19 protein-coding genes are annotated in these 24145 nt (G+C 44.9%); 2 read left to right on the top strand and 17 right to left on the bottom strand.

Annotated features, from left to right (window positions below):
* Window positions 1–3: 3 nt before the first annotated feature.
* Genes ftsW through mraZ form a run of 9 tightly spaced genes read right to left on the bottom strand, consistent with a single transcriptional unit; the run spans window position 4 to window position 10009 of the window.
* Complete coding sequence (ftsW, locus tag MSG37_RS17180) at window positions 4–1221, bottom strand: cell division protein FtsW (RefSeq protein WP_248471900.1); 1218 nt, start codon at window positions 1219–1221, stop codon at window positions 4–6.
* Window positions 1211–2530 (bottom strand): UDP-N-acetylmuramoyl-L-alanine--D-glutamate ligase, encoded by a 1320-nt coding sequence (gene murD, locus MSG37_RS17175; RefSeq protein ID WP_248471899.1) that lies wholly within the window; start codon window positions 2528–2530, stop codon window positions 1211–1213. The genes ftsW and murD overlap by 11 nt, the downstream gene beginning before the upstream one ends.
* Before the next feature lie 54 nt (window positions 2531–2584).
* Window positions 2585–3667, bottom strand: a complete 1083-nt coding sequence (gene mraY / locus MSG37_RS17170; protein ID WP_248471898.1) for a phospho-N-acetylmuramoyl-pentapeptide-transferase — start codon at window positions 3665–3667, stop codon at window positions 2585–2587.
* Complete coding sequence (gene murF / locus MSG37_RS17165; protein WP_248471897.1) at window positions 3667–5046, bottom strand: UDP-N-acetylmuramoyl-tripeptide--D-alanyl-D-alanine ligase; 1380 nt, start codon at window positions 5044–5046, stop codon at window positions 3667–3669. The genes mraY and murF overlap by 1 nt, the downstream gene beginning before the upstream one ends.
* The gene (gene murE / locus MSG37_RS17160) at window positions 5043–6512 is read right to left on the bottom strand and encodes a UDP-N-acetylmuramoyl-L-alanyl-D-glutamate--2,6-diaminopimelate ligase (RefSeq protein WP_248471895.1); all 1470 of its coding nucleotides are present in this window, start codon (window positions 6510–6512) and stop codon (window positions 5043–5045) included. The genes murF and murE overlap by 4 nt, the downstream gene beginning before the upstream one ends.
* Window positions 6509–8245, bottom strand: coding sequence for a penicillin-binding transpeptidase domain-containing protein (locus tag MSG37_RS17155; RefSeq protein WP_248471894.1), 1737 nt, complete (start codon window positions 8243–8245; stop codon window positions 6509–6511). Before MSG37_RS17155 ends, murE begins: the two co-directional genes overlap by 4 nt.
* Window positions 8242–8556, bottom strand: coding sequence for a cell division protein FtsL (ftsL, locus tag MSG37_RS17150; protein WP_248471892.1), 315 nt, complete (start codon window positions 8554–8556; stop codon window positions 8242–8244). Before ftsL ends, MSG37_RS17155 begins: the two co-directional genes overlap by 4 nt.
* Window positions 8557–8564: 8 nt before the next feature.
* On the bottom strand, window positions 8565–9521 hold the full coding sequence (gene rsmH / locus MSG37_RS17145; protein ID WP_248471891.1) for a 16S rRNA (cytosine(1402)-N(4))-methyltransferase RsmH: 957 nt from the start codon (window positions 9519–9521) through the stop codon (window positions 8565–8567).
* Between the two features lie 29 nt (window positions 9522–9550).
* Window positions 9551–10009, bottom strand: coding sequence for a division/cell wall cluster transcriptional repressor MraZ (gene mraZ, locus MSG37_RS17140; protein ID WP_248471889.1), 459 nt, complete (start codon window positions 10007–10009; stop codon window positions 9551–9553).
* A 493-nt stretch (window positions 10010–10502) separates the two neighbouring features.
* On the opposite strand from mraZ, the gene MSG37_RS17135 reads away from it, so the two are divergent.
* Window positions 10503–10838 (top strand): hypothetical protein, encoded by a 336-nt coding sequence (locus MSG37_RS17135; protein ID WP_248471888.1) that lies wholly within the window; start codon window positions 10503–10505, stop codon window positions 10836–10838.
* Between the two features lie 44 nt (window positions 10839–10882).
* Here the strand turns inward: MSG37_RS17135 and glpK are convergent, their stop codons facing one another.
* The 7 genes from glpK to leuA all read right to left on the bottom strand — a co-directional run bounded on the left by glpK (window position 10883) and on the right by leuA (window position 19976).
* Entirely contained in the window at window positions 10883–12364 is a 1482-nt protein-coding gene (gene glpK, locus MSG37_RS17130; RefSeq protein WP_248471886.1) for a glycerol kinase GlpK, read from the bottom strand.
* An 11-nt stretch (window positions 12365–12375) separates the two neighbouring features.
* Entirely contained in the window at window positions 12376–12927 is a 552-nt protein-coding gene (locus MSG37_RS17125) for a nuclear transport factor 2 family protein (RefSeq protein ID WP_248471885.1), read from the bottom strand.
* 486 nt (window positions 12928–13413) lie between these two features.
* A complete protein-coding gene (locus MSG37_RS17120) occupies window positions 13414–14724 on the bottom strand; it encodes an outer membrane protein transport protein (RefSeq protein WP_248471883.1) in 1311 nt (436 codons plus the stop codon).
* Between the two features lie 511 nt (window positions 14725–15235).
* Window positions 15236–15841, bottom strand: coding sequence for a 3-isopropylmalate dehydratase small subunit (leuD, locus tag MSG37_RS17115; protein WP_248471881.1), 606 nt, complete (start codon window positions 15839–15841; stop codon window positions 15236–15238).
* A gap of 10 nt (window positions 15842–15851) precedes the next feature.
* Window positions 15852–17252 carry a 3-isopropylmalate dehydratase large subunit gene (gene leuC, locus MSG37_RS17110; protein ID WP_248471880.1) on the bottom strand — a complete coding sequence of 467 codons (1401 nt, stop codon included), beginning with the start codon at window positions 17250–17252 and terminating at the stop codon, window positions 15852–15854.
* 3 nt (window positions 17253–17255) lie between these two features.
* Window positions 17256–18350: a 3-isopropylmalate dehydrogenase gene (gene leuB, locus MSG37_RS17105; RefSeq protein WP_248471878.1), complete on the bottom strand. Its 1095-nt coding sequence runs from the start codon at window positions 18348–18350 to the stop codon at window positions 17256–17258.
* Window positions 18351–18404: 54 nt separating this feature from the next.
* A complete protein-coding gene (leuA, locus tag MSG37_RS17100) occupies window positions 18405–19976 on the bottom strand; it encodes a 2-isopropylmalate synthase (RefSeq protein ID WP_248471877.1) in 1572 nt (523 codons plus the stop codon).
* Between the two features lie 525 nt (window positions 19977–20501).
* Here leuA and MSG37_RS17095 point away from each other — a divergent pair.
* Window positions 20502–22274 (top strand): tetratricopeptide repeat protein, encoded by a 1773-nt coding sequence (locus MSG37_RS17095; protein ID WP_248471875.1) that lies wholly within the window; start codon window positions 20502–20504, stop codon window positions 22272–22274.
* On the opposite strand, the gene recQ is transcribed toward MSG37_RS17095, so the two are convergent.
* Window positions 22271–24094 (bottom strand): DNA helicase RecQ, encoded by a 1824-nt coding sequence (gene recQ, locus MSG37_RS17090; protein WP_248471874.1) that lies wholly within the window; start codon window positions 24092–24094, stop codon window positions 22271–22273. The two genes, MSG37_RS17095 and recQ, sit on opposite strands and share 4 nt — an antisense overlap.
* Window positions 24095–24145 lie beyond the last annotated feature (51 nt).

The raw sequence follows: 24145 nt of genomic DNA, 5'->3' as shown, positions 1-24145 counted from the left end.
TCATTATTTACCTGCACGGCCATCTACGGCCTGGGTGACACTTAATCGTCGTTCATAGTCGATACGGATCAGCAACATCACTGCCGCCGTCATAACCCATAAACTACTACCACCATAACTAATAAATGGCAGTGTTAGTCCTTTCGTTGGCAACATACCAATACTGGCGCCAACATTAACCACGGTTTGAAAGCAAATCCAAATACCTATGCCGTAAGCTAAGTAGCCTTCAAACGCTCGATCTAACACTAAACACATATTACCGAGTTTGATTGCTCTTAATGCCACAAATAACAGCACGGCAAGTACAGCGATAATGCCTATAAACCCTAGTTCTTCACCAATCACGGCAAAGATAAAGTCGGTATGCGCCTCTGGCAAATACTCCAACTTCTGAATACTGTTACCTAACCCTTGTCCAAACCAGTCACCTCGGCCATAAGCCATTAATGATTGAGTTAGCTGATAACCACTACCAAACGGATCTTGCCATGGGTCTAGGAACGACGTCACTCGGCGCATCCGGTAAGGTTCGAATAGTACCAAGGCAACGAACGCTAAAATTCCTGCCAAGATCAAAGCAAAGAAATCAAATAAACGCGCACCAGCTAAAAACAGTAAGCCCACGGTACCAACAAACAGCACAACCACTGTACCTAAGTCAGGTTGAGCCAAAATTAACACCGCATAAACTGCAAATACTGCAATTGGCTTATAAAAGCCTTTGGCGTTTTCTCTTATCTCTTGATGACGACGTACTAAGTAACCCGCCATATAGATCGCAAATGCAAACTTGGCGATCTCAGCAACCTGAATACGAATAGGTCCGATTGATAACCAACGCGTAGCACCATTTACAGTGGTTCCGACCAGCAGTACAGCAAACAGCATCAAGCCAACAACCAGCAACAACAAAGGACTAAACCGCTGCCAATGTCGCATTTCAATCTGCAGCACCACACCTGCAATCAGCACACAGCCAACGAGATAAGCACCGTGACGCCAAACAAAGTGAAACGGATTACCGGTTAAGGTTTGTGCCTCTGGCATAGAAGCTGACATCACCATCACAAAACCGAAGCTAATCAGTGCCAGCACAGCAAACAACAATGACCTATCGTACAAATGCTTGCTTGGCGTAATGCTGTCGTTAAACAGGTTTGGCATTGGCCATTTAAAGCGCTCGCCAAAAAAGTTCAACAGCTTTTCCTTACTCGCCATCAAAGGCTGCTACCAAGCTACGAAACTCTTCTCCACGCACCATATAGTTTGGGTACATATCTAAACTGGCACAGGCTGGCGACAAGATAACAATATCGCCTGGGGTCGCTAACTCACGCCCTACAGCAACGGCCTCGGCTAAAGTTGCTACTTTTATTGAATCAGGTTTTAATGCGGCAATTTTATCGCCATCTCTGCCTAGAGTGATTAACTTACTCACTTTTGCAATCACCGGCTCAAGGCTGGATAAATCAGCGCCTTTACTATCTCCACCCGCAATAAGAATGAGCTCACCTAAGTGATCACTCAGCCCATCAATAGCCGCAACGGTTGCGCCTACATTGGTCGCTTTGGAATCATTGATATAAGTAACACCAGCTACTTCAGCTACCGTCTCACAACGATGCTCTAACCCATTGAACTCTTTAGCAACTGCAATTTGATAATCACGCTTTATACCAACCGCTGAGGTTAACGCCATAGCAGCCAATACGTTGGCATGGTTATGGCTGCCTACTAGCGCCACATCATTCACTGACATAATAGGGCTACTACCAAGCACCAACATGCCACCGGTAATTCCCCAAGCGTCATCACTTGGCACATCTAAGCCAAAACTGTTTTGATTCGCCGGGTGATTAGGCGTTGTTAATGGATCTTCACGGTTGAATAACACCATCTTGGTCTGATCATAAAGCTTCAACTTAGCTTGACGATATGACTCAATATCGCTGTAACGATCCATATGATCTTCACTGATATTCAAGCACGTTGCGATAGCACAATTTAGGCTATGGGTGGTTTCTAATTGAAAACTTGAAAGCTCAAGGATGTATAAATCTTTCGGCTCAAGCAATAGGTCTAATGCTGGCACACCTATGTTACCGCCAACCGCATAACTACAACCACTCGCCTTGGCGATCTCACCGACTAAAGTGGTTACAGTAGTCTTACCATTTGAACCAGTAATACCAATCACCTTAGCGTCAGTCTTACTCACTTCTCTGGCAAACAGCTCAACATCACCAATCACCTCAATCCCCATATCAAAGGCAACTCTGACTTCTGGGGTTTCGCAGGCGATGCCCGGGCTGATAACGATTTGCTCCGCTTGCACCAAATAACGGCAATCAAAACCACCAGCAATTAACTCAACTTGAGGAAACTCAGCCGCCAATACGTCTGCGCCTGGAGGCACAGCTCGGCTATCCATCACCAACGGGGTGATACCTTGCCCACACAGGTAACGCACAACAGACAACCCCGTTGCGCCTAAACCTAATACAATGTGTGAATACTGCTGCGCCATATCAGACCTATTTCAATTCAGTTAATATCTGTTTGCTGTAATTAATTAGACGTATTATCTAAGCTTCAGAGTCGCTAGCCCAAGCAGAACTAGGAACAATGAAATAATCCAAAAACGCACAATCACTCGAGGTTCAGGCCAGCCTTTCAACTCGTAATGATGATGAATCGGTGCCATACGGAAAATACGTTGACCACGTAACTTGTAAGAGCCTACTTGCAAGATCACCGACACGGTTTCCATTACAAAAACACCGCCCATAATCACTAGCAAAATCTCTTGACGAACCAATACCGCAATTGCGCCTAATGCAGCGCCAAGTGCTAGTGAGCCAACATCGCCCATAAAGACTTGCGCTGGATAAGTGTTAAACCACAAGAAACCAAGGCCCGCCCCGACAATCGCCGTACACACAATGACTAACTCACCCGCGCCCGGCAAATAAGGTAAGTGCAAATAGTTAGCAAACTGCACGTGACCTGAAAGGTAAGCAATTAACGCAAATGCTGCTGCAACCATCACTGTTGGCATAATCGCTAAACCATCAAGGCCGTCGGTTAAGTTAACCGCATTACTTGAACCAACAATCGTGAAGTACACCAACACGATAAAGAAGCCACCTAACTGCGGCATAATATCTTTAAAGAACGGCACTACTAATTGCGTTTCACCAGGGCTTTGCGCCGACGCATACAGATATACTGCGATTGCTAATGCGGCAGCTGATTGCCAAAAATACTTCCAGCGAGCGATCAGACCTTTAGTATCTTTACGCACCACTTTACGGTAATCATCAATGAAGCCAATTAAGCCGAAACTACCTAGCACAAACAGCACGACCCAAACGTAACGGCTACCAAGATCGCCCCAAAGCAACACACTGATAAATACACCAGCAAGGATCAGTATGCCGCCCATAGTAGGCGTACCACGCTTACTAAAATGTGATTCAGGACCGTCATTACGCACAACTTGGCCAATTTGCATTAGCTGCAAACGCTCAATCATCTTTGGACCTAGCCAAAGACTTAATACCATTGCCGTCATCAAGCCTAAAATCGCTCGAAACGTCACATACGAAAATACGTTAAACCCGCTGTAAAATTGGGTTAAATACTCAGCCAGGTAAACCAGCATTAAACAAACTCCCCGCGACCATAGGCCATTGTTAAAGCTTCAACAACTCGTTCCATTCTCGCGCTGCGAGAACCTTTTACCAACACAGTAACCTCTGCAGGTAAACCATTAATATATTGAATCAGTCCTGCAACTAACTCGTCGATATCATGGTAATGTTTGGAGCCAAAAGCGTGACTAGCACCTTCACTCAACGTACCTAGACAAAACAGCGCATTTACACCTTTTGTTTTAGCTAATTCGCCAAGCTGACAATGCAAAAGGGCGGCATTGTCGCCTAATTCACCTAAATCGCCCAGTACTAAACAGCGATTTCCTTTAATTTCTTGAAGCCAGTCAATTGCAGCTCCTACAGAAGCAGGATTAGCATTGTAACTATCATCAATCACTGTCACTCGCCCCAGCTGGCTCGGTAACATACGCCCTTTTACCGGCTGCAGTAGACTAAGTCCTTGACCGATATCGGCCAGTGACAGGCCTAACGCTAAACACATGCTAGTTGCAGCCAGCGCATTAGACACTTGATGACGCCCTGCAAGTGGTAAATTAACTTGCAAAGATTCGGTTGCAGTACAAAGGTTAAAGCCATACCGCCCGTATGCATCAGCAACTAAGTCTGTCGCAAATACATCTAGATGATTTGAATCGTTAGTTTTAACCCCGAAGCAGAGCTGTTTGAGGTGGCTAGAAGCGTTAAGCATCACATCAGCAAAGCTATCGTCTGCGTTAATTACCGCCGTGCCATCAGCGCTAATATGATTAAAAATCTCAGACTTTGCTTTGGCCACACCTTCTAAAGAGCCAAACCCTTCAAGGTGTGCAGAGGCAACGTTGTTGACCATGGCCACGCTAGGCTTAACTAGGCTTGAGGTGTAATCAATTTCCCCTGCGTGATTAGCGCCAAGTTCAAACACACCAAACTCATCACCGTGTTGTAGTCTGAGTAACGTTAGCGGCACACCTATTTCGTTATTAAAATTGCCCGCAGTGTAAAGCACTTGATGATGCTGCGATAAGATAGTTGCAATCATCTCTTTAACGCTGGTTTTGCCGTTAGAACCAGTTAATGCGATACAAATAGGTGCAATTTGCTCACGCACATAAGCGCCAATTTCGCCCATTGCTTTTTGGCTATTCTCAACAAGGATTTGGCTCGCCTTAACTGGCAACTCTCGCTCTACTAACAAGGCATTAGCCCCTGCATCAACAGCCGCTTGAGCAAAGTTATGACCATCGAAGTTTTCGCCTTTTAAAGCAACAAACAAGGTTTGATTATCTACCGCTCGACTATCCGTTGACACACTGTCGATTTGTAGGTCGTTACCAATTAACTTGCCGTTTAGGCGCGCTGCTAATTGAGCTAAAGAAACGTTAATCATAAGCCACCTTCTGCAATCGCTTTGGTGAAGGCTCTTTCATCGTAATCCAATTTAATACCGTTAACTTCTTGATAGGTTTCATGCCCTTTACCCGCGAGTAACACCATATCGCCAGACTTCGCTTGAGCAACAATCGTTTGAATCGCAAGCTTGCGATCAACTTGAGTCAAAGCAGCTTCAGGACGCGTTAGCCCGGCGAGAATGTCATTAATAATGACCTGCGGATCTTCACTGCGACAATTGTCGCTGGTCACCATGACTTTATCAGCAAACTGCTCAGCACTGGCGGCCATCATAGGGCGCTTACCTGTGTCTCTGTCACCACCACAACCAAATAAACACCAAAGCTCACCACGACAATGGACTCTTAGAGCCTTTAACGCTTGCTCAATAGCATCAGGTGTGTGGGCATAATCGACCACCAATGTAACGTCATTTTTTGCAGTAAAGCGTTCCATACGCCCAGCCACAGGCTCGAGCTTGGCGGCTAGCGTTACTAACTGCTGCATATCTTCGCCAAGCAGATAAAGTGCGCCCAATGCTGCAATTAGGTTGGCTAGATTAAAGTCACCTAATAGCGGCGAATCTAGCTTAGCTTCACCTTGTGGCCACACTAAAGTGCAACGCACACCGCCATCGTGGAAATAACAATCTTTGGCATAAATATCCGCGCTTGAATTACCTTTAACGCTGTAGCCCAAAAACTTGTCAGACTGAAGCTCTGCCAACCATTCACGACCAACTGCATCGTCACAATTAATTAAACCTGCGCGTAAGCTCGCGAATTGGAAAAGGCGCTTTTTAGCCGCAGCATAAGCGTCCATCGTATGGTGGTAATCAAGGTGGTCGCGGCTCAAATTAGTAAATACAGCAACATCAAATGGCACAGCTTCAACCCGGCCTTGTACTAAGCCATGACTAGACACTTCCATCGCGCATGTATCTGCGCCTGCCTGTTCAAACTGTTGTAACTGTTTAATTAGGGTTACGGGATCTGCGGTAGTGTTGCCACTATCTACAAGTTGTCCCCAAAGACCATTACCTAGGGTGCCCATCACCGCGGTTTGCTTACCTTGCAATAACTGTAATTGCGCCACTAACTGAGTAATAGATGTTTTACCGTTAGTGCCTGTAACACCAACAATTTGTGGTCGAGCGGCAGATAATGGATAAGCCTGTGCAGCAAGTGCTGAGATCTGCCTATTTAGCTGGAAAAACATAATCTGCAAGCCAGCATTAGTGACGATTTTTCCGTGTTCATCTGGAGAGTCGGTATGCACCAAGGCTGCTACAGCACCGCGCTCAAATGCTGCGGCTAAGAATTTACGGCCGTCAACTTGGTAGCCCGGAATAGCAACAAAAATATCGCCCTTCTCAACAGCTCGACTATCAAGCGTTAAATTTTGGAAGCTCTCGACTCCCGAATAATGAAACCATGGCGCCAATAAATCTCGTATTAGCATCATTCAACACTCCTAGAATTTGCAGCTAGGCGTACTTTTTCGCGATTTGAAATCGGCTCTACGTTAAGCATTTGCAAGGCACCCGACATAACAGCAGCAAATACTGGTGCGGCAATATCACCACCATAATAGCGATCACCTTTCGGCTCGTTAACAACCACGGCAATAGCAAGCTTTGGATTATGTACAGGAGCCACGCCGGCAAATAGCGCAACGTAGTCTTCACCATAGCCACCCGCTACCGCTTTACGCGCTGTACCTGTTTTACCTGCAACTGGATAGCCTTCAATGTGGGCTTTTAGGGCTGTGCCGCCTTTTTCGGTGACACCGACTAGCATCTCCATGACGCTTTGGGCGACTTCTGGCGATAATACCTGAGTGCCTTCAGGCTCTTGCTTAAGCTTTAAAATCGAAACCGGATAAAGAACGCCTTTATTGCCTAAAATTGAATACATTCTGGCTAGTTGTAATGGCGTTGCCATTAAACCGTAACCAAAAGATAAGGTGGCACGTTCAAACTCAGACCAACGACGACGATCATGAATAAGACCCGCACTTTCACCTTCTAAATTAATTCCTGAATAATTACCTAAGCCCATAGTTTGATAGGCACCCAATAACTCTTGCACTGGCATCGACAGCGCTATTTTGGTCATACCTACGTTACTTGAGTGCACCAAAATGCCACTTAGGGATAAATCGCCATAGTTACGACCATCGCGAACAATCTTGCCGCCAATGCGCATACGCCCTGGGTTGGTCTTAATAATGTCGTCGACTTTAATGGTGCCAGCCTCAAGGGCTGCAGCCACTACAAATGGCTTAATGGTTGAGCCTGGCTCATAAGAGTCAGTCAGCGCTCGGTTACGCATGCGGTAACTTTGCAAATTTTCGCGTGAATTAGGGTTGTAAGATGGCGTATTAGCCATAGCTAACACTTCGCCAGTATGCACATCAAGCACCACAATTGAGCCTGATGTGGCCTGATTCACCTCGGTGGCTTTTTTAAGCTCACGATAAGCTAACTGCTGAATACGTTGGTCGATACTTAGCACTAGGTCATTCGGGCTTTCGCCTTCTTGCACCATATCAAGACGCTCAACTACGTGCCCGTCGCGCGACTTACGTACTTTTTGCTTACTTGGCGTGCCGGTTAGCCAATCATTGTAGGTGTTTTCAATCCCTTCAATACCTTTGTCATCGATATTGGTGATACCGACTAACTGAGCTGAGATCTCACCTGTTGGATAATAACGACGCGATTCAGGTTTTAAGTAAACACCAGGCAATTTAAGCTGTTTAATATAATCAGCAACGGCTGGCGTAACTTGGCGCTTAAGGTAGGTAAAACGTTTACGAGGGTTAGATTGTACCCGCTTAAGAATATCTTCTTTAGGCTCGTGCAATACATCTGCTAACGCTTGCCAGCGGCGCATATCTGCAAAGCCATTTTTATCGTGCACAACTTTAGGATCGGCATACACCGCCTTAACCGGCACACTCACAGCAAGCATTTCACCGTTACGGTCGGTGATCAAGCCACGCTGCACCTCACGGCTCGTGGTACGCAATGTGCGCATATCACTTTCGTGGCGTAGCTTTTCAGGCTCAATAATTTGAATATAAGCTGCGCGGCCAATCAAACTGGTAAACATTAGGCAAACAAATCCCACAACAACGTATAAACGCCATTGGATCAGCTGTGGTTTTTGTTTACGCTTGGCCTGTTTACTCATGGCACCCTTACAACAATCTCATTTTTCGGTAGCGGACGGTTCATATTGAGCTCTTTCGTCGCTATCCGGGTTATTCGGCTATGTTCTGAACGGGATTGCTCTTCAAGTAACAAGTTGCGCCATTCAATATCAAGCCGATCTCTTTCTTGTAATAACTGATCCCACTGACTGGTATATTTGCGCCCTTCATGGCTGGTATATACCACCGCAATTGCGTTTAGCATCACTAACAACGCGAGGATCATCACCCACTTGTTCTGCCAAAGGTCTTGCAGCACAATGCGAGTTAGATTCAATTGCGACTTACTCACGTAGACCTCTAAATCGCTTCGGCGTCGTAAGGTAAACGCTCTGCAACACGCAGTACTGAGCTACGTGCTCTAGCATTGCGTTCAATCTCTTCTGCTGAAGGCTTAATTGCTTTGCCCACACCTTTTAATTTGCGCGACTTATTAATCTCAGCTTCAGTAATTGGTAAACCGTGTGGCACGCTTTCACCTTGGCTATTACGGCGAATAAAGCGCTTAACCATACGGTCTTCAAGCGAGTGGAAACTAATAACCGATAAACGACCTTCTGGTGCTAATACCGTTAGTGCACCTTCTAGTGCTTGGTCAATTTGCTCAAGCTCGCTATTGATGTAAATTCGGATAGCCTGAAAAACTCGCGTTGCAGGATGCTTATTACGCTCTTTGTTCTTGGTTATGCGGGCTATCAGCTCAGCAAGTTCTGTAGTGCGCAAGAAAGGTGTTTTTTCACGATCCGCTGCAATACAACGGGCAATGTGGCGTGCGTTTTTCTCTTCGCCGTAGGTTTTAAATACCCATGCCATATCTTCGATTTCTGCGCGAGCAATCCACTGCGCTGCAGTTTGACCTTGCGAGTTGTCCATACGCATATCTAATGGGCCGTCACGTAAAAAGCTAAAGCCACGCTCAGCATCGTCTAATTGTGGCGATGACACACCAAAATCTAATAACACGCCATCGATTTGACCTTTAAGACCGAGATCTTCAACGTAATCAGCTAACTGACCAAAACCGCCATGGACAATTTGGAAACGGCTATCATCTTTAAACTGCTCAGCAGCAGCAATAGCTTGTGGATCACGATCAATGGCGATGAGTCGGCCATTAGGGCCCAGCTGCTCAAGCACTTTTCGAGAGTGACCACCACGACCAAATGTGCCATCAATGTAGATACCATCTGGTTTAATCTTTAAGCCAGCTACCGTTTCTGTTAGCAGTACTGATAGATGTTCAAATTCTTGTGTCATGGTTGTCTTCTATTTTTAAGTATCACTGGCTACAGTGAAAAATCTGCCAAGCGTTCGTTAGCAGCCAAATCTTCATTAAGAATCGCTGTTCGACTCTGCTCAATCTGTTGTTGCCATGCCGCTTCGTCCCACAACTCAAACTTGTTGAGCTGTCCAACTAACATGACTCGTTTGTCTAAGTCGGCATATTGACGTAATGGCGGTGGCAACAGCATACGGCCATTGCCATCTAATTCGCATTCATGGGCATAACCAAGCAATAAGCGTTTTATTGCTCGTTCGGTAGGTTGTGTATCGGAAAGTAATGCTAGTTTAGCGGCTATCTGCTGCCATTCCTGAATGGGATACAGGAGTAAACAAGCAGATTGGATATCAACAGTAACAACAAGTTGACTATTATGGCAGGCGCTCAGCAGCTCACGGTATCGCTTTGGTATGGCGATCCGTCCTTTGGTATCAAGATTAATAGCGCTTGCCCCAGAAAACACCGTATTGTCGTCCCTGCCGTTCTATAAATTATCCACAAATATCCACATTTCCCCACAACAGCTAAGTTTAGGGATAGAATGCAAGACTTGTCAAGGAAAGGCGCTTATTTAAAATCCAGCAACCAAGCGGGTTAGCAGCTAATTAGGGGTAAATTTTAATGAAAGAGGTTAACGTGGATTTATGTGGGGATTGCCAAGCAATTCTCGACTAAAAAGCAGTAAAAACAGTCACAAAACGGGCGCAAAACTCCACCTCTGGGGTTTTAATGTGGATATTGCACCCAATTTACAGCCAGCAAATACCAGCCAAAGGCGATTTAATTAGCAGCTTGTCTCTGCCAAATAGCCATTTTCTTACTCAAAAAATTAATCATAATTAACCCAAAGCTCATATGACTATGCAGCAAATTATTTGCAGACACTCAAGCAAGGCTAAATATTAACCACCAGCAGCCGATAATATAAGTAACCTCTTTAATAAAAGGGCTGAACTATGAGTCTCGATAGCATATACGCCATGCTCGCTAAACCGGTAATTGCAAAGGTGAAGGCGAAACGCAAGGTAAAACAACTTACAGCAAGCGCAGAAATCACGGCCGATAATCACGCGCCACAACAACCTCAATTGCCTGAGCATTTAGAACGACGAGCCAATAAAGAAGATCGGCGTAAACAGCAAGATTTAGCTTACCCACTCGATCCCAGCCTTGAGAGAAGAAAAGGACCGACAACCGACAGACGCCAAGCAGGAGCTTTACAAGAAAATGAGGATAAAACTGAGTCAGAGCAATTAGAATCCACTCACACTAAGATTGATATCAATGTGTGAGTGGAAAAGAGCGCTGCTAGTAGCTAATTATCACATAGTTACAACTATCGAGTGCGCATTACCGCTTGCTGCCAACCACGGTATAGGCTGTCACGTTTTTCAGCACTAATTTGCGGCATAAAACTGCGTTCTACCCCAGCTTTAAGCTTTAACTCATCGGTTGATTGCCAAAACCCTACAGCTAAGCCCGCTAAAAACGCCGCGCCCATTGCAGTGGTTTCTGTTAGCTCTGGACGCTGTACTTCAACGTTGGTGATATCGGCTTGAAATTGCATCAAAAAGTCATTGGCAACGGCGCCACCATCAACTTTAATCTGTTTAAGCTCTACATCACTGTCTTTAGCCATCGCATCTAATAGATCGCGGCTTTGATAAGCAATAGCTTCTAATGCGGCACGAATAATATGATTACGATTAGCACCACGGGTTAAGCCAACTAATGCACCGCGTGCATCAGGGTCCCAATATGGTGCGCCTAAGCCAACAAATGCTGGGATTAAATATACTCCATTGGTGTCGGCTACTTTGGAGGCAAAATACTCAGTATCTTGCGCATCGCGAATCAGCCCCAATTCGTCCCTAAGCCACTGCACGGTCGCACCGCCCATAAACACCGAGCCTTCAAGTGCATAGTTGACTTCACCATTGGCGCCAATGGCAATGGTTGTTAATAAGCCATGCTTTGATTGCACCGCCTCTAAGCCCGTATTCATCAATAAAAAACACCCTGTACCATAGGTGTTCTTCGCCATTCCCGGTTCAATACACAGTTGGCCAAACAGCGCAGCTTGTTGATCACCCGCCATACCAGCAATCGCAATATTGCTCCCTTCCCCGGCTATTCGTGTATGGCCATATACAGCAGATGATGGTTTAACTTCTGGCAGCAGTGATGCAGGGATATTTAATGCTTTAAGTAATGTTTCATCCCATTTCTGGCTGTGGATATTAAACAACAAGGTACGAGAAGCATTAGTAGGATCTGTAACATGCACCTTACCTTCAGTGAGCTTCCAGACTAGCCAAGTATCAATAGTGCCAAATAGCAGCTCACCTTTTTCAGCTCGCTCCCTTACCCCTTCAACATTGTCTAAAACCCATTTAATTTTAGTGCCAGAGAAGTATGGGTCGAGTAATAATCCCGTAGCTTGCTTTACATAGTCTTCAAGGCCTTGTGCTTTTAGCTGTTCACAAATATCCGTGCTACGGCGGCACTGCCAAACAATCGCGTTGTAAACCGGCTTGCCAGTGACTTTATCCCAAATGACCGTTGTTTCACGTTGGTTAGTGATCCCGATTGCCGCTACATCTTCACTATGAATATCAGCACGGGCAAGCACCTCGATTAGCGTTGAACTTTGAGACGCCCAGATCTCCATCGCATCATGCTCAACCCAACCTGGTTTTGGATACATCTGACTAAATTCGCGCTGAGAGCTCGCTACCATATTGGTATTTTGATCAAATACGATTGCGCGTGAACTGGTTGTCCCTTGATCTAATGCGATGATGTACTTCTTTGACACTGAAATTTTCCTTATTGGCGCGTTTCTTTTAGCAGGCCGATTTCTGGCTGAACAATCTCTGGCTTAGCAACATCTTGCCATACTTGCTCACCACAGGCGTGAGCTGGGTAATACCATACCGCATTAATCTTATCGCCATTTAGCTGATAAACGCCTAGGCTACACTGGCTGCTTTGCTCACCCTCATGGCTCCATTGCACTTCTTCTACAGTGCTAACGTAATTCCCAGTAACCGTAACGCGTCTTAATGTCGCTTTAGCATTATTAAGGCTAGCAAAGTAATCAGTCATTGCCGCACCTAGCTCATTTTGACTGGAGGTTTGAATATCCATCTTCATCGTAGAGACATTAGACCAATGTATGTTTGGCGTTGTGTGCTTAAGTAACTGCTCAACACTATGATTATTAAAAGCTTGAATAAACTGCCTCACCACCTTTACAGGTTCAGGCTCATTGGCTGCCACAGGCTTAGTCGCCACTGCAGACTCAGCACTGCTGTTTGCCAATGTTGTAAAGCTAAAACACGCTGCGCTAAGCGCAAATAACCAAATTTGGGGTTTCATGGTGAACCTCTTTTATATTCTGCTATTTACAACCATTAATATTCTACACGCTCAAGCCAACACACATTGTGGCTAGCGTTACCTTTTTTACCATGAAAACAGACTAATCGTAATCACCTAATTATTAACAGCAACAAATCCTCTCCTATGCCATCCATGGCATTCGAGGATTCATAGATAGATACTTCCTGTACAAATCCTTTCCTACTGCCATCCTTGGCATTCGAGGATTCATAAATAGAGAGTGACTTCCTGTACAAACCCTCTCCTATGCCATCCATAGCATTCGAAGATTTATAGATAAGTACTTCCTGTACAAATCCTCTCCTATGCCATCCATGGCATTCGAGGATAAGTACTTCCTGTACAAATCCTCTCCTATGCCATCCATGGCATTCGAGGATAAGTACTTCCTGTACAAAAAAGCCCCGCAATGCGAGGCTTTAAAATCAATCGGGTATTTAACTACCCAGTAGCACAGACAGATTAGAAACGGTACGTCGCTTGCACACCCACTAGGATGATGTTACCGCTTACTTGGCCTTCAAAAGTACCGCCCAATGCTGCTGACGGCATCTCATCTTCATGTAAAGGCGATTCATCAGCAAAAATGTAAGTCACACCGAAATCCATATCAAAGTTTTCAGTAAACTGATAACCATAGCCAGCGCTCAACCACAGACGATCGACTTCAGGAATAGTGGCTGTACGGTATTCATCATCAACTGCGGCAGTATCATAGGCAATACCAGCGCGCAGTGTAGACTTCTCATTTAATTGGTAAGTGGTACCGACTGCTAAACGGTAGTTGTCTTTCCAGTTTTCTTGCTTAACTAAGATTGGGTTAGCAGAGATCTCTGGGATCATTGCTTCTAGCTTTTCAAATGAACTCCAATCTGTCCAATTAAAGCTAGTGTGAATAGCCCATTGATCATTTAATTGGTGGAATGAGGCGATTTCAGCTGTTGCAGGTAATGCCAATGCCATAGAACCATCATAAACCTTATTCGGGTTAGTATCGTCAAAACCTAAACCATTAGCTTCACCTTGTAGATCTAAATCAACTTCAGAGCGATAGTTCACACCAATACGGTTATCAGCATTGATCTGCCAAGCACCGCCTAACTGCCAACCCCATGCAGTATCATCACCTTCCATGTACTTAAGAGTTGTACCTGCTGGTACTTGAATTAAACTCCCCTCGGCACTAGTTGCACCAAAACTACCTTCTCCTAAAACGAAACGCACACCGGCACCAATACTGAACGCATCATTAATGCGGTAGGCAATATTAGGGTTAATTTCCATTGTCGTAATCGCAGCTTCATTACCAAACTGAGTTCCAAGGAAGCTATCGTCTAGCTCAGTGGCCATACCGAAATTCGTTCCTAGCGCTAAACCCAAAAACACTTGGTCATTAATTTGGTGCGAAACATAAAAATTAGGTACGAATGCAATACCAGCAATATCATTTGCTTCCGTAGGAGTCGTTGAGCCAGGAATCGGGAAAAGTGAGCCATCCTCAGTAGGAATGACGATAGTACGTTCACCTTCTACATCGATGTTTGGCATAACAAGAATACCACCGGTGGTCATCTGAGTGCCTTGAAGATAAGTTAGCATAGCTGGATTACGGAACTGCACCGCTGCATTATCGGCAATAGCCGCTTCACCAGCGTAGGCACGGCCTAAACCCGTTGCCGAGTATTCAGCTAATTGAAAACCTGCTGCTTGAACTTGTGTAGCAGCTCCCAACATTGCTGTACTCACAGCAAGAGTAATTAAACGCTTATTCATCTGTAATCTCAATTATGTTAACGAGGAGTAGAGTAATAACTCCAGTTTTTAATGGCGGCGATTTTACAATTGCAGAATATCTTTTCAAGTACTTTATTAAAAACAGCATAAAACACTAGTCAAATTAATTAAAAGCAGCTCAAAACAGGACGAGATCACATTTACCTACAGAAATACGAGGTACAAACTCAAAGCTTTCGTCGCTGAAACCATTAAGAAAACACAAGAGCAAACAGGAAAAGCAACTTAAATACAAAAACTTACACCAACTAAAAGCAAAAAACACTTGTACCTCTTTTAATTTGATTAATTACAGCATTAATCACTAGCCATTTTAACAAGACTGTTCCCCCTTACAGGGCAACAAATTAAAACCCATAAAATACAGCAAGTTAACAACCTCAAAAACACCATAAAAACAAAAAACCGCTTAGAGAAATTCTAAGCGGCTTATCAAAAACCCTGCATTGGTACAGGTGTACGCTATATTTTAGACCTAATTAAGCCTAAATCATGCTCTCCACCCAGGGATTTGAGCCTCATATTTAGCAATTGTATCGGCATGTGACAATGTTAACCCGATAGCATCTAGGCCATTCAACAGGTTATGCCTTGCTGAACCAGCAATTTCAAAGTTAAACACTGCACCAGAAGGTGAGGTCACAGTTAACGACTCCAGATCCACTTGAATCTCCGCTCCCTCATTAGTATCAACTTCTAACATAAGCTGTTTAACTTCAGCATCGGCAAGCTTAACCGGTAATAAGCCATTATTAATTGAGTTACCGTAAAAGATATCTGCAAAGCTTGGCGCAATGATGACCTTAAACCCAAAGTCTGCCAGCGCCCAAGGAGCATGCTCTCGACTAGATCCACATCCGAAATTTTCTTGAGACACTAAAATCGAAGCACCTTGATAGCGTGGCTTATTCAGGTTAAAGCTTGGATTAGGCTGCTCACCTGCATCATCTAAGTAACGCCAATCATGGAAAAGGTGCACGCCAAAACCATCGCGTGTCACTTTAGATAGAAACTGTTTAGGGATAATTTGATCGGTATCGACATTGGCACTATCTAAAATAACCGCAAGCCCGGTATGTTTAGTAAATGGTTGCATCTAATGACTCCTAATAAGGCTTACGAATATCAACAAAGTGGCCAGCAACCGCAGCGGCAGCCGCCATAGCAGGACTGACTAAGTGAGTGCGACTACCGCGTCCTTGTCGACCTTCAAAGTTACGGTTACTTGTCGATGCACAACGATCGCCAGCTTCTAGCTTGTCATCATTCATCGCTAAACACATTGAGCAGCCGGGTAAGCGCCACTCAAAACCCGCCTCCAAAAAGATTTTATCTAACCCTTCAGCTTCTGCTTGCTCTTTAACTAAGCCAGAGCCCGGTACTACAATCGCCTTAACGCCAGCAGCAACTTTACGCCCTTTCGCGTGTACCGCTGCAGCGCGCAGATCTTCAATACGTGAATTAGTACAAGAACCAATAAACACCTTATTAATGCTAACGTCAGTCATCAAGGTGCCAGCTGTAAGGTCAACATATTGCAGCGCACTTTCAATACTGGTTTTAACTGTAGAGTTAGTTTCATCAGCGGGATTAGGCACCAATTGGTCAATCGCAACCACTTGGCCGGGATTAGTTCCCCATGTTAGTTGCGGTGCAATATCTTTAGCATCCAACACCACAGATGCATCAAATACAGCATCAGCATCTGTTTTAAGCTCCTGCCAAGCAGCTAACGCTTGCTCCCAGTTGGCACCTTTGGGCGCAAACTCGCGGCCTTTTAAATATGCAGCTGTGGTAGAGTCTGGGGCAATCATGCCCGCTTTTGCGCCCATTTCGATAGCCATATTACAGACTGTCATACGGCCTTCCATCGTCAGCGCCTCAATCGCCTCGCCACAAAACTCAACAACATAACCAGTGCCGCCATCCATACCAATCTTACCGATAATGGCTAGCACAATATCTTTAGCCGTTATTCCGCTAGCGACATGACCACGTACCTCAATTTTCATGGTTTTAGCTTTTAACTGACGCAAAGTCTGCGTCGCCATGACATGCTCAACCTCAGAAGTGCCAATACCAAACGCTAAAGCGCCAAATGCACCATGTGTCGCAGTGTGTGAGTCACCACAAACAATAACCGTGCCCGGTAAAGTGATACCAAGCTCTGGGCCCATAACGTGTACAATCCCTTGGTTTTTATGATGAATATCATAAAGTCGCACACCAAACTCTTTACAGTTACGCTCAAGGGTTTCTACCTGAGTGCGTGCCATAGGGCTAAGTGCCTCTAAGCTCGCACTGGTAGTTGAAGTATTATGGTCCATGGTGGCAAAGGTCTTTCCTGCCGCGCGCAATCTGCGCCCAGCAACTTCTAAACCACTAAAAGCTTGCGGTGAAGTCACCTCATGCACTAAATGTCTGTCTACATAAATGATTGGTGCTTCGCCTTCTGGTGCCACTACTACATGGCTGTCCCAGACTTTTTCATACAATGTCTTAGCCATGACTTAAGCCCCCTCGCGGATTAGTTGCGCAATGTAATCACCCATTTCACTGGTTGATTTAGCGTTATGGCGCTGCTCACTCGCAAGTAATTCGCCAGTTAGGTAACCATCACTCAAAGCTTTACCCACAGCCGCCTCAATGGCAGTTGCCGCTTCTTCCTGCTTTAGGCTATGGCGTAATAAAAGTGCTGCCGACAAGATTTGCGCCACTGGGTTAGCAATACCTTGGCCAGCAATATCTGGCGCACTGCCGCCTGCAGGCTCGTATAAACCAAAGCCTGAGCTATTCATACTAATCGAAGACAATAAACCCATTGAGCCCGTTAGCATGGCAATTTCATCTGAAATAATGTCACCAAATAAGTTAGAGCACAGCATGACGTCAAATTCATCAGGGCGGCGTAGCAACTGCATAGTAGCGTTATCGATATAGATATGTTCAAGCTCAACATCAGGGAAGTCTTTGGCGACGTCTTCAACCACTTCACGCCAAAGCACAGAACAAGCTAATACATTTGCTTTATCAACTGAGGTAACCTTTTTACGACGACCTTGCGCGGTTTCAAAAGCTATTTTGGCAATACGGCGGATCTCTTTACGGCTATAGCGCATGGTATCGAAAGCTTCTTCATTTTCGCCCTCACCTTGACGACCCTTTGGCTTACCAAAGTAAATACCACTGGTTAGCTCACGCACACAAAGCACATCAAAACCGCGAGATGAGATATCGCTGCGCAGTGGCGACATATGCTCAAGTCCAGCATGTAATTTTGCCGGACGCATATTACAGAACAGCTCGAAATGACCTCTAAGCGGCAGTAGTGCACCGCGCTCAGGCTGATCGTTTGGCGCTAAATGCTCCCATTTGGGCCCACCTACAGAACCAAACAAAATCGCGTCTGATGCTTCACAACCTTTCAGTGTTACTTCTGGTAACGGGCAGCCATGATTATCAATCGCCGCGCCACCCACGTCATATTCGCTATACTCAATCGACAATGCGAATCGCTCTTCGGTTGCTTTAAGCACTTTGCGCGCTTCAGCCATCACTTCCGGCCCAATACCATCTCCAGCCAGTACTGCAATCTGATAACTCATACTTCAGCTAACTCCTGTATTTTTTAAACTTAAATTTTGTCTTTATCGATGAATTTACACACTGCCAAGTGCTTGCTTAGTTTGTTGAATGCGCTCTTTGCAATCGGCAACCATGTCAGCACGCCAAGTCAAATTCATCACATGAATAAGTGCCTTAGCCGAGGCTTCTACAACATCGGTAGCTAACCCCAAACCATGGAAGTTCTGCTCGCGGTATTTAGCGGTAATATCCACTTGGCCTAATGCATTTTGCCCTTCACCTTTAGCGCTCAACTGATAACTAGTGATATTGATTTCACAACCTGTTGCCCGCGCAACCGCTTTATAAGCAGCATCCACAGGGCCGTTGCCCGTTGCAGCTTCAGTAACGATATCGCCATTAACCACGACTTTGACTGTGGCAGTCGCGCTACCTTCAGTGGAGTCTGAGTGCACAACTAGTTGCTGCAATTTATAGTGATCATCGGCTTCAGCTTGCGCCTCCATAAAGGCAAGCGCTTCTAGGTCATAATCGAACACTTGACCTTTTTTGTCTGCTAACGCCAAAAACTCTTCGTACAAGATATCCATATCGTAATCATGCTCGCCATACCCTAACTCTGTCATGCGGTGCTTAATCACGTGGCGGCCAGAACGAGAAGTCATATTCAGGTTGTTGCGGTTAAGGCCAATACTCTCTGGCGTCATAATTTCGTATGTATTTTGCGCCTTTAACATGCCGTCTTGATGAATGCCCGAGGAGTGAGTAAAGGCGTTGGCACCGACAATCGCCTTGTTAGCTTGCACTGGCATATTGCAAAGCTGGCTCACCAAACTAGAGGTTCGGTGGATCTCTTTAGCGTTAATGCCTGTTTCTAAGCCTAACTCGCCTTTGCGTGTCGATAAGATCATGGCAATTTCTTCTAACGAGCAGTTACCCGCACGCTCACCAATACCGTTAACGGTACACTCAATTTGTCGTGCACCATGTTGTACTGCAGTAATTGAGTTAGCGACCGATAAGCCCAAGTCGTCATGACAATGGACGGAGATCACCGCTTGGTCGATATTCGGCACACGGTTAAACAAGGTTTGAATAATGCCGCCAAATTCACTTGGCACTGTGTAGCCCACAGTATCAGGAATATTAATAGTTCGAGCGCCCGCTTTGATCGCCTCTTCCACCATGCGGCAAAGATTATCAATCGGTGTACGACCCGCATCTTCACAAGAGAACTCCACATCATCGGTAAACCTGCGAGCGTATTTCACCGCGCCAACAGCCATTTCCAATACTTGGTCAAACGAGCGTTTTAGCTTACTTTCAACGTGAATTGTCGATGTCGAAATAAAAGTATGGATACGGAACTGATCCGCTACTGACATAGCTTGGGCTGCAGCATCAATATCTTTTTCAAGTGCGCGCGATAAAGCACATACCCTGCTGTTTTTGATCGTACGAGCAATAGTTTGTACTGACTCAAAGTCTCCTGGAGACGACACAGGAAAACCCACTTCCATTACATCAACACCTAAACGCTCTAGCGCGAGTGCAATTTGAAGTTTTTCTTTAACCGTTAAACTTGCTGCTAATGCTTGCTCACCATCACGTAGGGTGGTGTCAAATATAATCACTCGGTTAGACATCTATTTTCTCCATCGAACATCATTGTTCAGTTATGCGTTCACGTTGCTATTGGCAATTTAGATACAAAAAACCCCGCGTTGGTTGCGGGGTCTATTTATGCTGGCTGTTTAAAAGCGTATAGCACTAAGTCCTCCGCGCAGGTTCTGCGAGAATGAGAATAAGGAGTCTTAATAATGCATAGCTATATTTCATCACTTTTTATTCAACTCAAGTAAATAATTATTCCACACAACACTGTGAGGACGGTTAATTTTTAACTTGCCAAGGCATCAGTGTCAACCATGAATTCGCTTGCTTCAGTTATTTTCAGGTGGATTATCGCTCATAAAAACCGAAATAGAGATATTTTATGGCGTAAATTAAATCATTAACGAGTTAACATTGTTTCAACTCGTACAAATCATTAACCTACCGCAATATTCTCGCGCCCCTAGCTTTTTTATGCATATTTTATTTATATTCGCTATAATGCGGCTTTAGTTTTAAAGATAGCGGATAAGGATCCTCCTCTGGAGCGTTTTAAAATGGATTTTCGTCTTATAGTCGCCAGTTTTTTACTGTGGCTTTCGCCTGCCCATTCGTTAACGCTAGAACAATTTGATCAATTAAACAGCGCTACTTTCCAATACCCCAGCAAAGCGCTTAATAACATTCACCTTATCGAAAAAAATATCAAAGGCCATGCCAATCCAAGAATGCTGCAACTGCGGCTAAACGCCCTAAAGTGTGAAACCTATTTACAACTTGGTGAAAATGCCGCAGCAATCAACTTAGCCAGATTAAACGAGGCTAAAGCCAAACAGTTACAAGTAGATGAAGCCAGACCTTACTTCATTAATTGTATGGCTCAAGCCTATGTGAATTTTGGTAACTACCAACGCGCTTTACCGCTAATACATTCATCAATTTCGTTATCGCGTTCATTAGAGCAACCTCAAGCATTGATTAATGGTTTATGGTTAAGAAGTCAGCTCGATGCAAATGTGCTGCGTAACAACACCGCAATTGAAGATCTTCGACTGGCACTTGACCTTTATCCTTTAGCTGGTAGTCAGGCAAGACAATGGCTATTAACACCTAGCGCTTACCTAAAAATCTCGATGGCTAAACTGTTGCTTGAGGAAGGTGAGCAACAAGAAGCATTTATATACCTAAACAAAGCACTAAATCACCCGGATACCGCAGGTAAAGTGGCATTAAGCTTATTAATCGATGCTGCCAATTTGGCACAGTTAAACCAACAGCCGAAGTTAAGAGATGAGTATATTCAGCAAGCGAGAAGTAAGTTAGCCGAACTAGGGACCCCTGCCGAGTTGGCAATAGCTTATAAAGAGATAGCCTTTATTGACTTTGCCAGCGGCAAATACAGCAGTGCAGAGCAGCTATTACACTTAAGCTTGAACACTTTTACGAAGCAATCAAATACGCGAGAGATGATGAGCGCATTGCGCTTACTTGGCCAAGTAAAACTGGCGCAAGGACAACAGGAATTAGGACTTGAAAAGTTAGAGCAAGCGATTGCTATAGCAAAGGAGCAAAAGCGTTACACTGACTTAAAGCTAAGCTATGCAATACTGGCGGAATACTTTGCAGGTAAAAAAGACTTTGAACTTGCCTATAAGTACCAACTAAAGCAATTTCAAGCTGCGGAGAACAACACATCATTTGTGCAAAACATTTGGCTGTCTCACTTGAAGTCGGATTTAAGTAGACAACAACAAGTTTCAACTGAGCAGCTGACCAGTAATGCCGCTATCATGCCGAGCCAGTTGATCCCAAGCCCGTTTATTCCAATCTTGTTTATCTTATTTAGCTTAATTATTTTTATCGCCTGGTATCACAGACAAACACCCAACAAACACGCTGTGAGCAAAGAGCCTGCTCCTATCAAGCCCAACGCCACAGGCAAGCAAAGATTGGAAGATATGCTGGCAATGAGTAAGCATGCCAATTATCAACTGTCGCTGTTAGTGCTCAACCCTAGTGAGATCCAAGCTAGCGATATGCCCATTATGCTTGAGCAATTAAAAACTAAGTTGAGAGAACAAGATTTATTATTTTTACAGTCTGAGCAACAGCTATTAATTATGTTGCCACATACCTCTGAGTCGGGAGCTGTCAACGTTATCAAACAGTTGTCGGAAACCGTTGCCTTGTGGCAAAACGACAGCAAGGTCAATATTGGCCTTGCTTGTATGCAGCAATTTGATAATTTGCAGTCAATGATAAAGCGTGCAAATGTCAGTCAGCTAAGAAAAGCTAAACCTACTAGCTCAAGCCATGAAAGCAACAGTTAGCCCTTAGCTAGATAATCTGAGATCTCATCTAAGAATTCACCGCCAAAGCGCTCAAGCTTGCGCTCACCAACACCATTCACCGCCAGCATTTCACCTGGGCTTGTGGGCAGTATCGCCGCCATTTCAGCAAGCGTGGCATCGTTAAATACCAAATATGGTGGTACATCTAGTTCTTCTGCTAAGGTGCGACGCAGTAATTTAAGCTGCGCAAACAACTTACGGTCGTAATTAAGTGGCGCACGAGAGTTAGTATTGCGGCGTTTGGTGGTTTGAATGACAATTCTAGGTTCTGCCAATAACAGCTCCACCTCTCCCTTGAGCACAGCTCGTGCTGATGGATTAAGTGTTACTGACGATCCGCGAGTGATATCTTGATTCGCTAGGCCTAAATGGATTAATTGGCGGATAACACTTAACCAATGCTCATGGCTTTTCTCTTTACCAATACCCCAAGTAGATAACTTGTCATGGCCACGCTCAATAACGCTGGCTGACTTTGAGCCACGCAGCACTTCAATCAAATGATTGATACCAAAACGCTGACCAATACGGTAGATGCAAGACAGTACCTTTTGCGCGTCTTGGATACCGTTATATTTCTTTGGTGGATCTAAGCAAATATCACAGTTACCACATGCTTGATGGGCTGGTTCATCAAAATAATGTAGCAATACTTGGCGGCGGCAAGTTTGCGCCTCGGCAAAGGCCGCCATGGTATTAAGCTTATGAAACTCAACCTGTTGTTGTGGGCCTGGCTCAGACTGCTCGATAAGATGGCGAACTCGACCAATATCAGCCGGATCAAATAGCATTAATGCTTCAGAGTCTAAACCATCACGTCCAGCACGGCCCGTCTCCTGATAATAAGCTTCAACACTCTTTGGAATATCGTAGTGCACCACATAACGTACGTTTGACTTATTAATCCCCATACCAAACGCCACAGTGGCAACAACGATATCAAGCTGATCTTTTAGGAACCTGTCTTGAACATCTGCTCGTTCTTCTTGGGTTTTACCCGCATGATAAGCTTCCGCCTGATGCCCTTGCAAACGAAGACGCTCAGCAACTTCATCCACGCGGCGGCGACTACTGCAATACACAATACCACTAGCGCCGTTTTGAGCAGTAATAAACTGTCGTAACTGATTAGCTGCATTAAGCTTTTCAGCTACAGTATAACGAATATTCGGCCTATCAAAACTGGTAAGTAATGAATGCGGCGTGATGGTTAAACGCTCGCAAATATCAGCACGAGTGGCTTTGTCAGCCGTTGCGGTTAACGCCATAATCGGCACATAAGGGAACTGTTGGCGTAATCGCCCTAGCGCCGCATATTCAGGTCTAAAATCGTGACCCCACTGTGAGATGCAGTGAGCTTCATCAATGGCAAATAACGAAACATTAAGCTCATGCAAACGGTCGATAAAGCTTGCTTGCAACAAACGCTCAGGCGATACATACAATAGTTTAAGCTCGCCATAGCGCATCTTTTGCAGCACTTGCAGGCTTTCTTCCCGCGGTTGCGACGAGTTTAAGTATGCGGCTGACACACCGGTTTGAATAAGACTATCAACTTGATCTTTCATCAAAGAGATCAAAGGCGATACAACCACAGTAAGACCGGGCAATACTAAGGCTGGTAATTGATAACACAGGCTCTTACCACCGCCAGTTGGCATGATAACTAAGCAATCTTGTCCCGCGCAGATCTGCTCAATAACCTCACGCTGCCCTTCTCTAAAGGTACGGTAACCAAATACCGACTGCAGGGTAGAAGATAACTGATCGACTGGAGTCTCGAGCGCCGCCTGATCCATAGTGAACCTGTGTTAAAAATAAGGCCGACTATTCTAATTGAGGCTGACGCT

The sequence above is a fragment of the Shewanella sp. 1CM18E genome (genome assembly GCF_023161665.1).
Lineage (GTDB): Bacteria > Pseudomonadota > Gammaproteobacteria > Enterobacterales > Shewanellaceae > Shewanella.
This window is presented reverse-complemented; position numbering and strand designations above follow the sequence as displayed.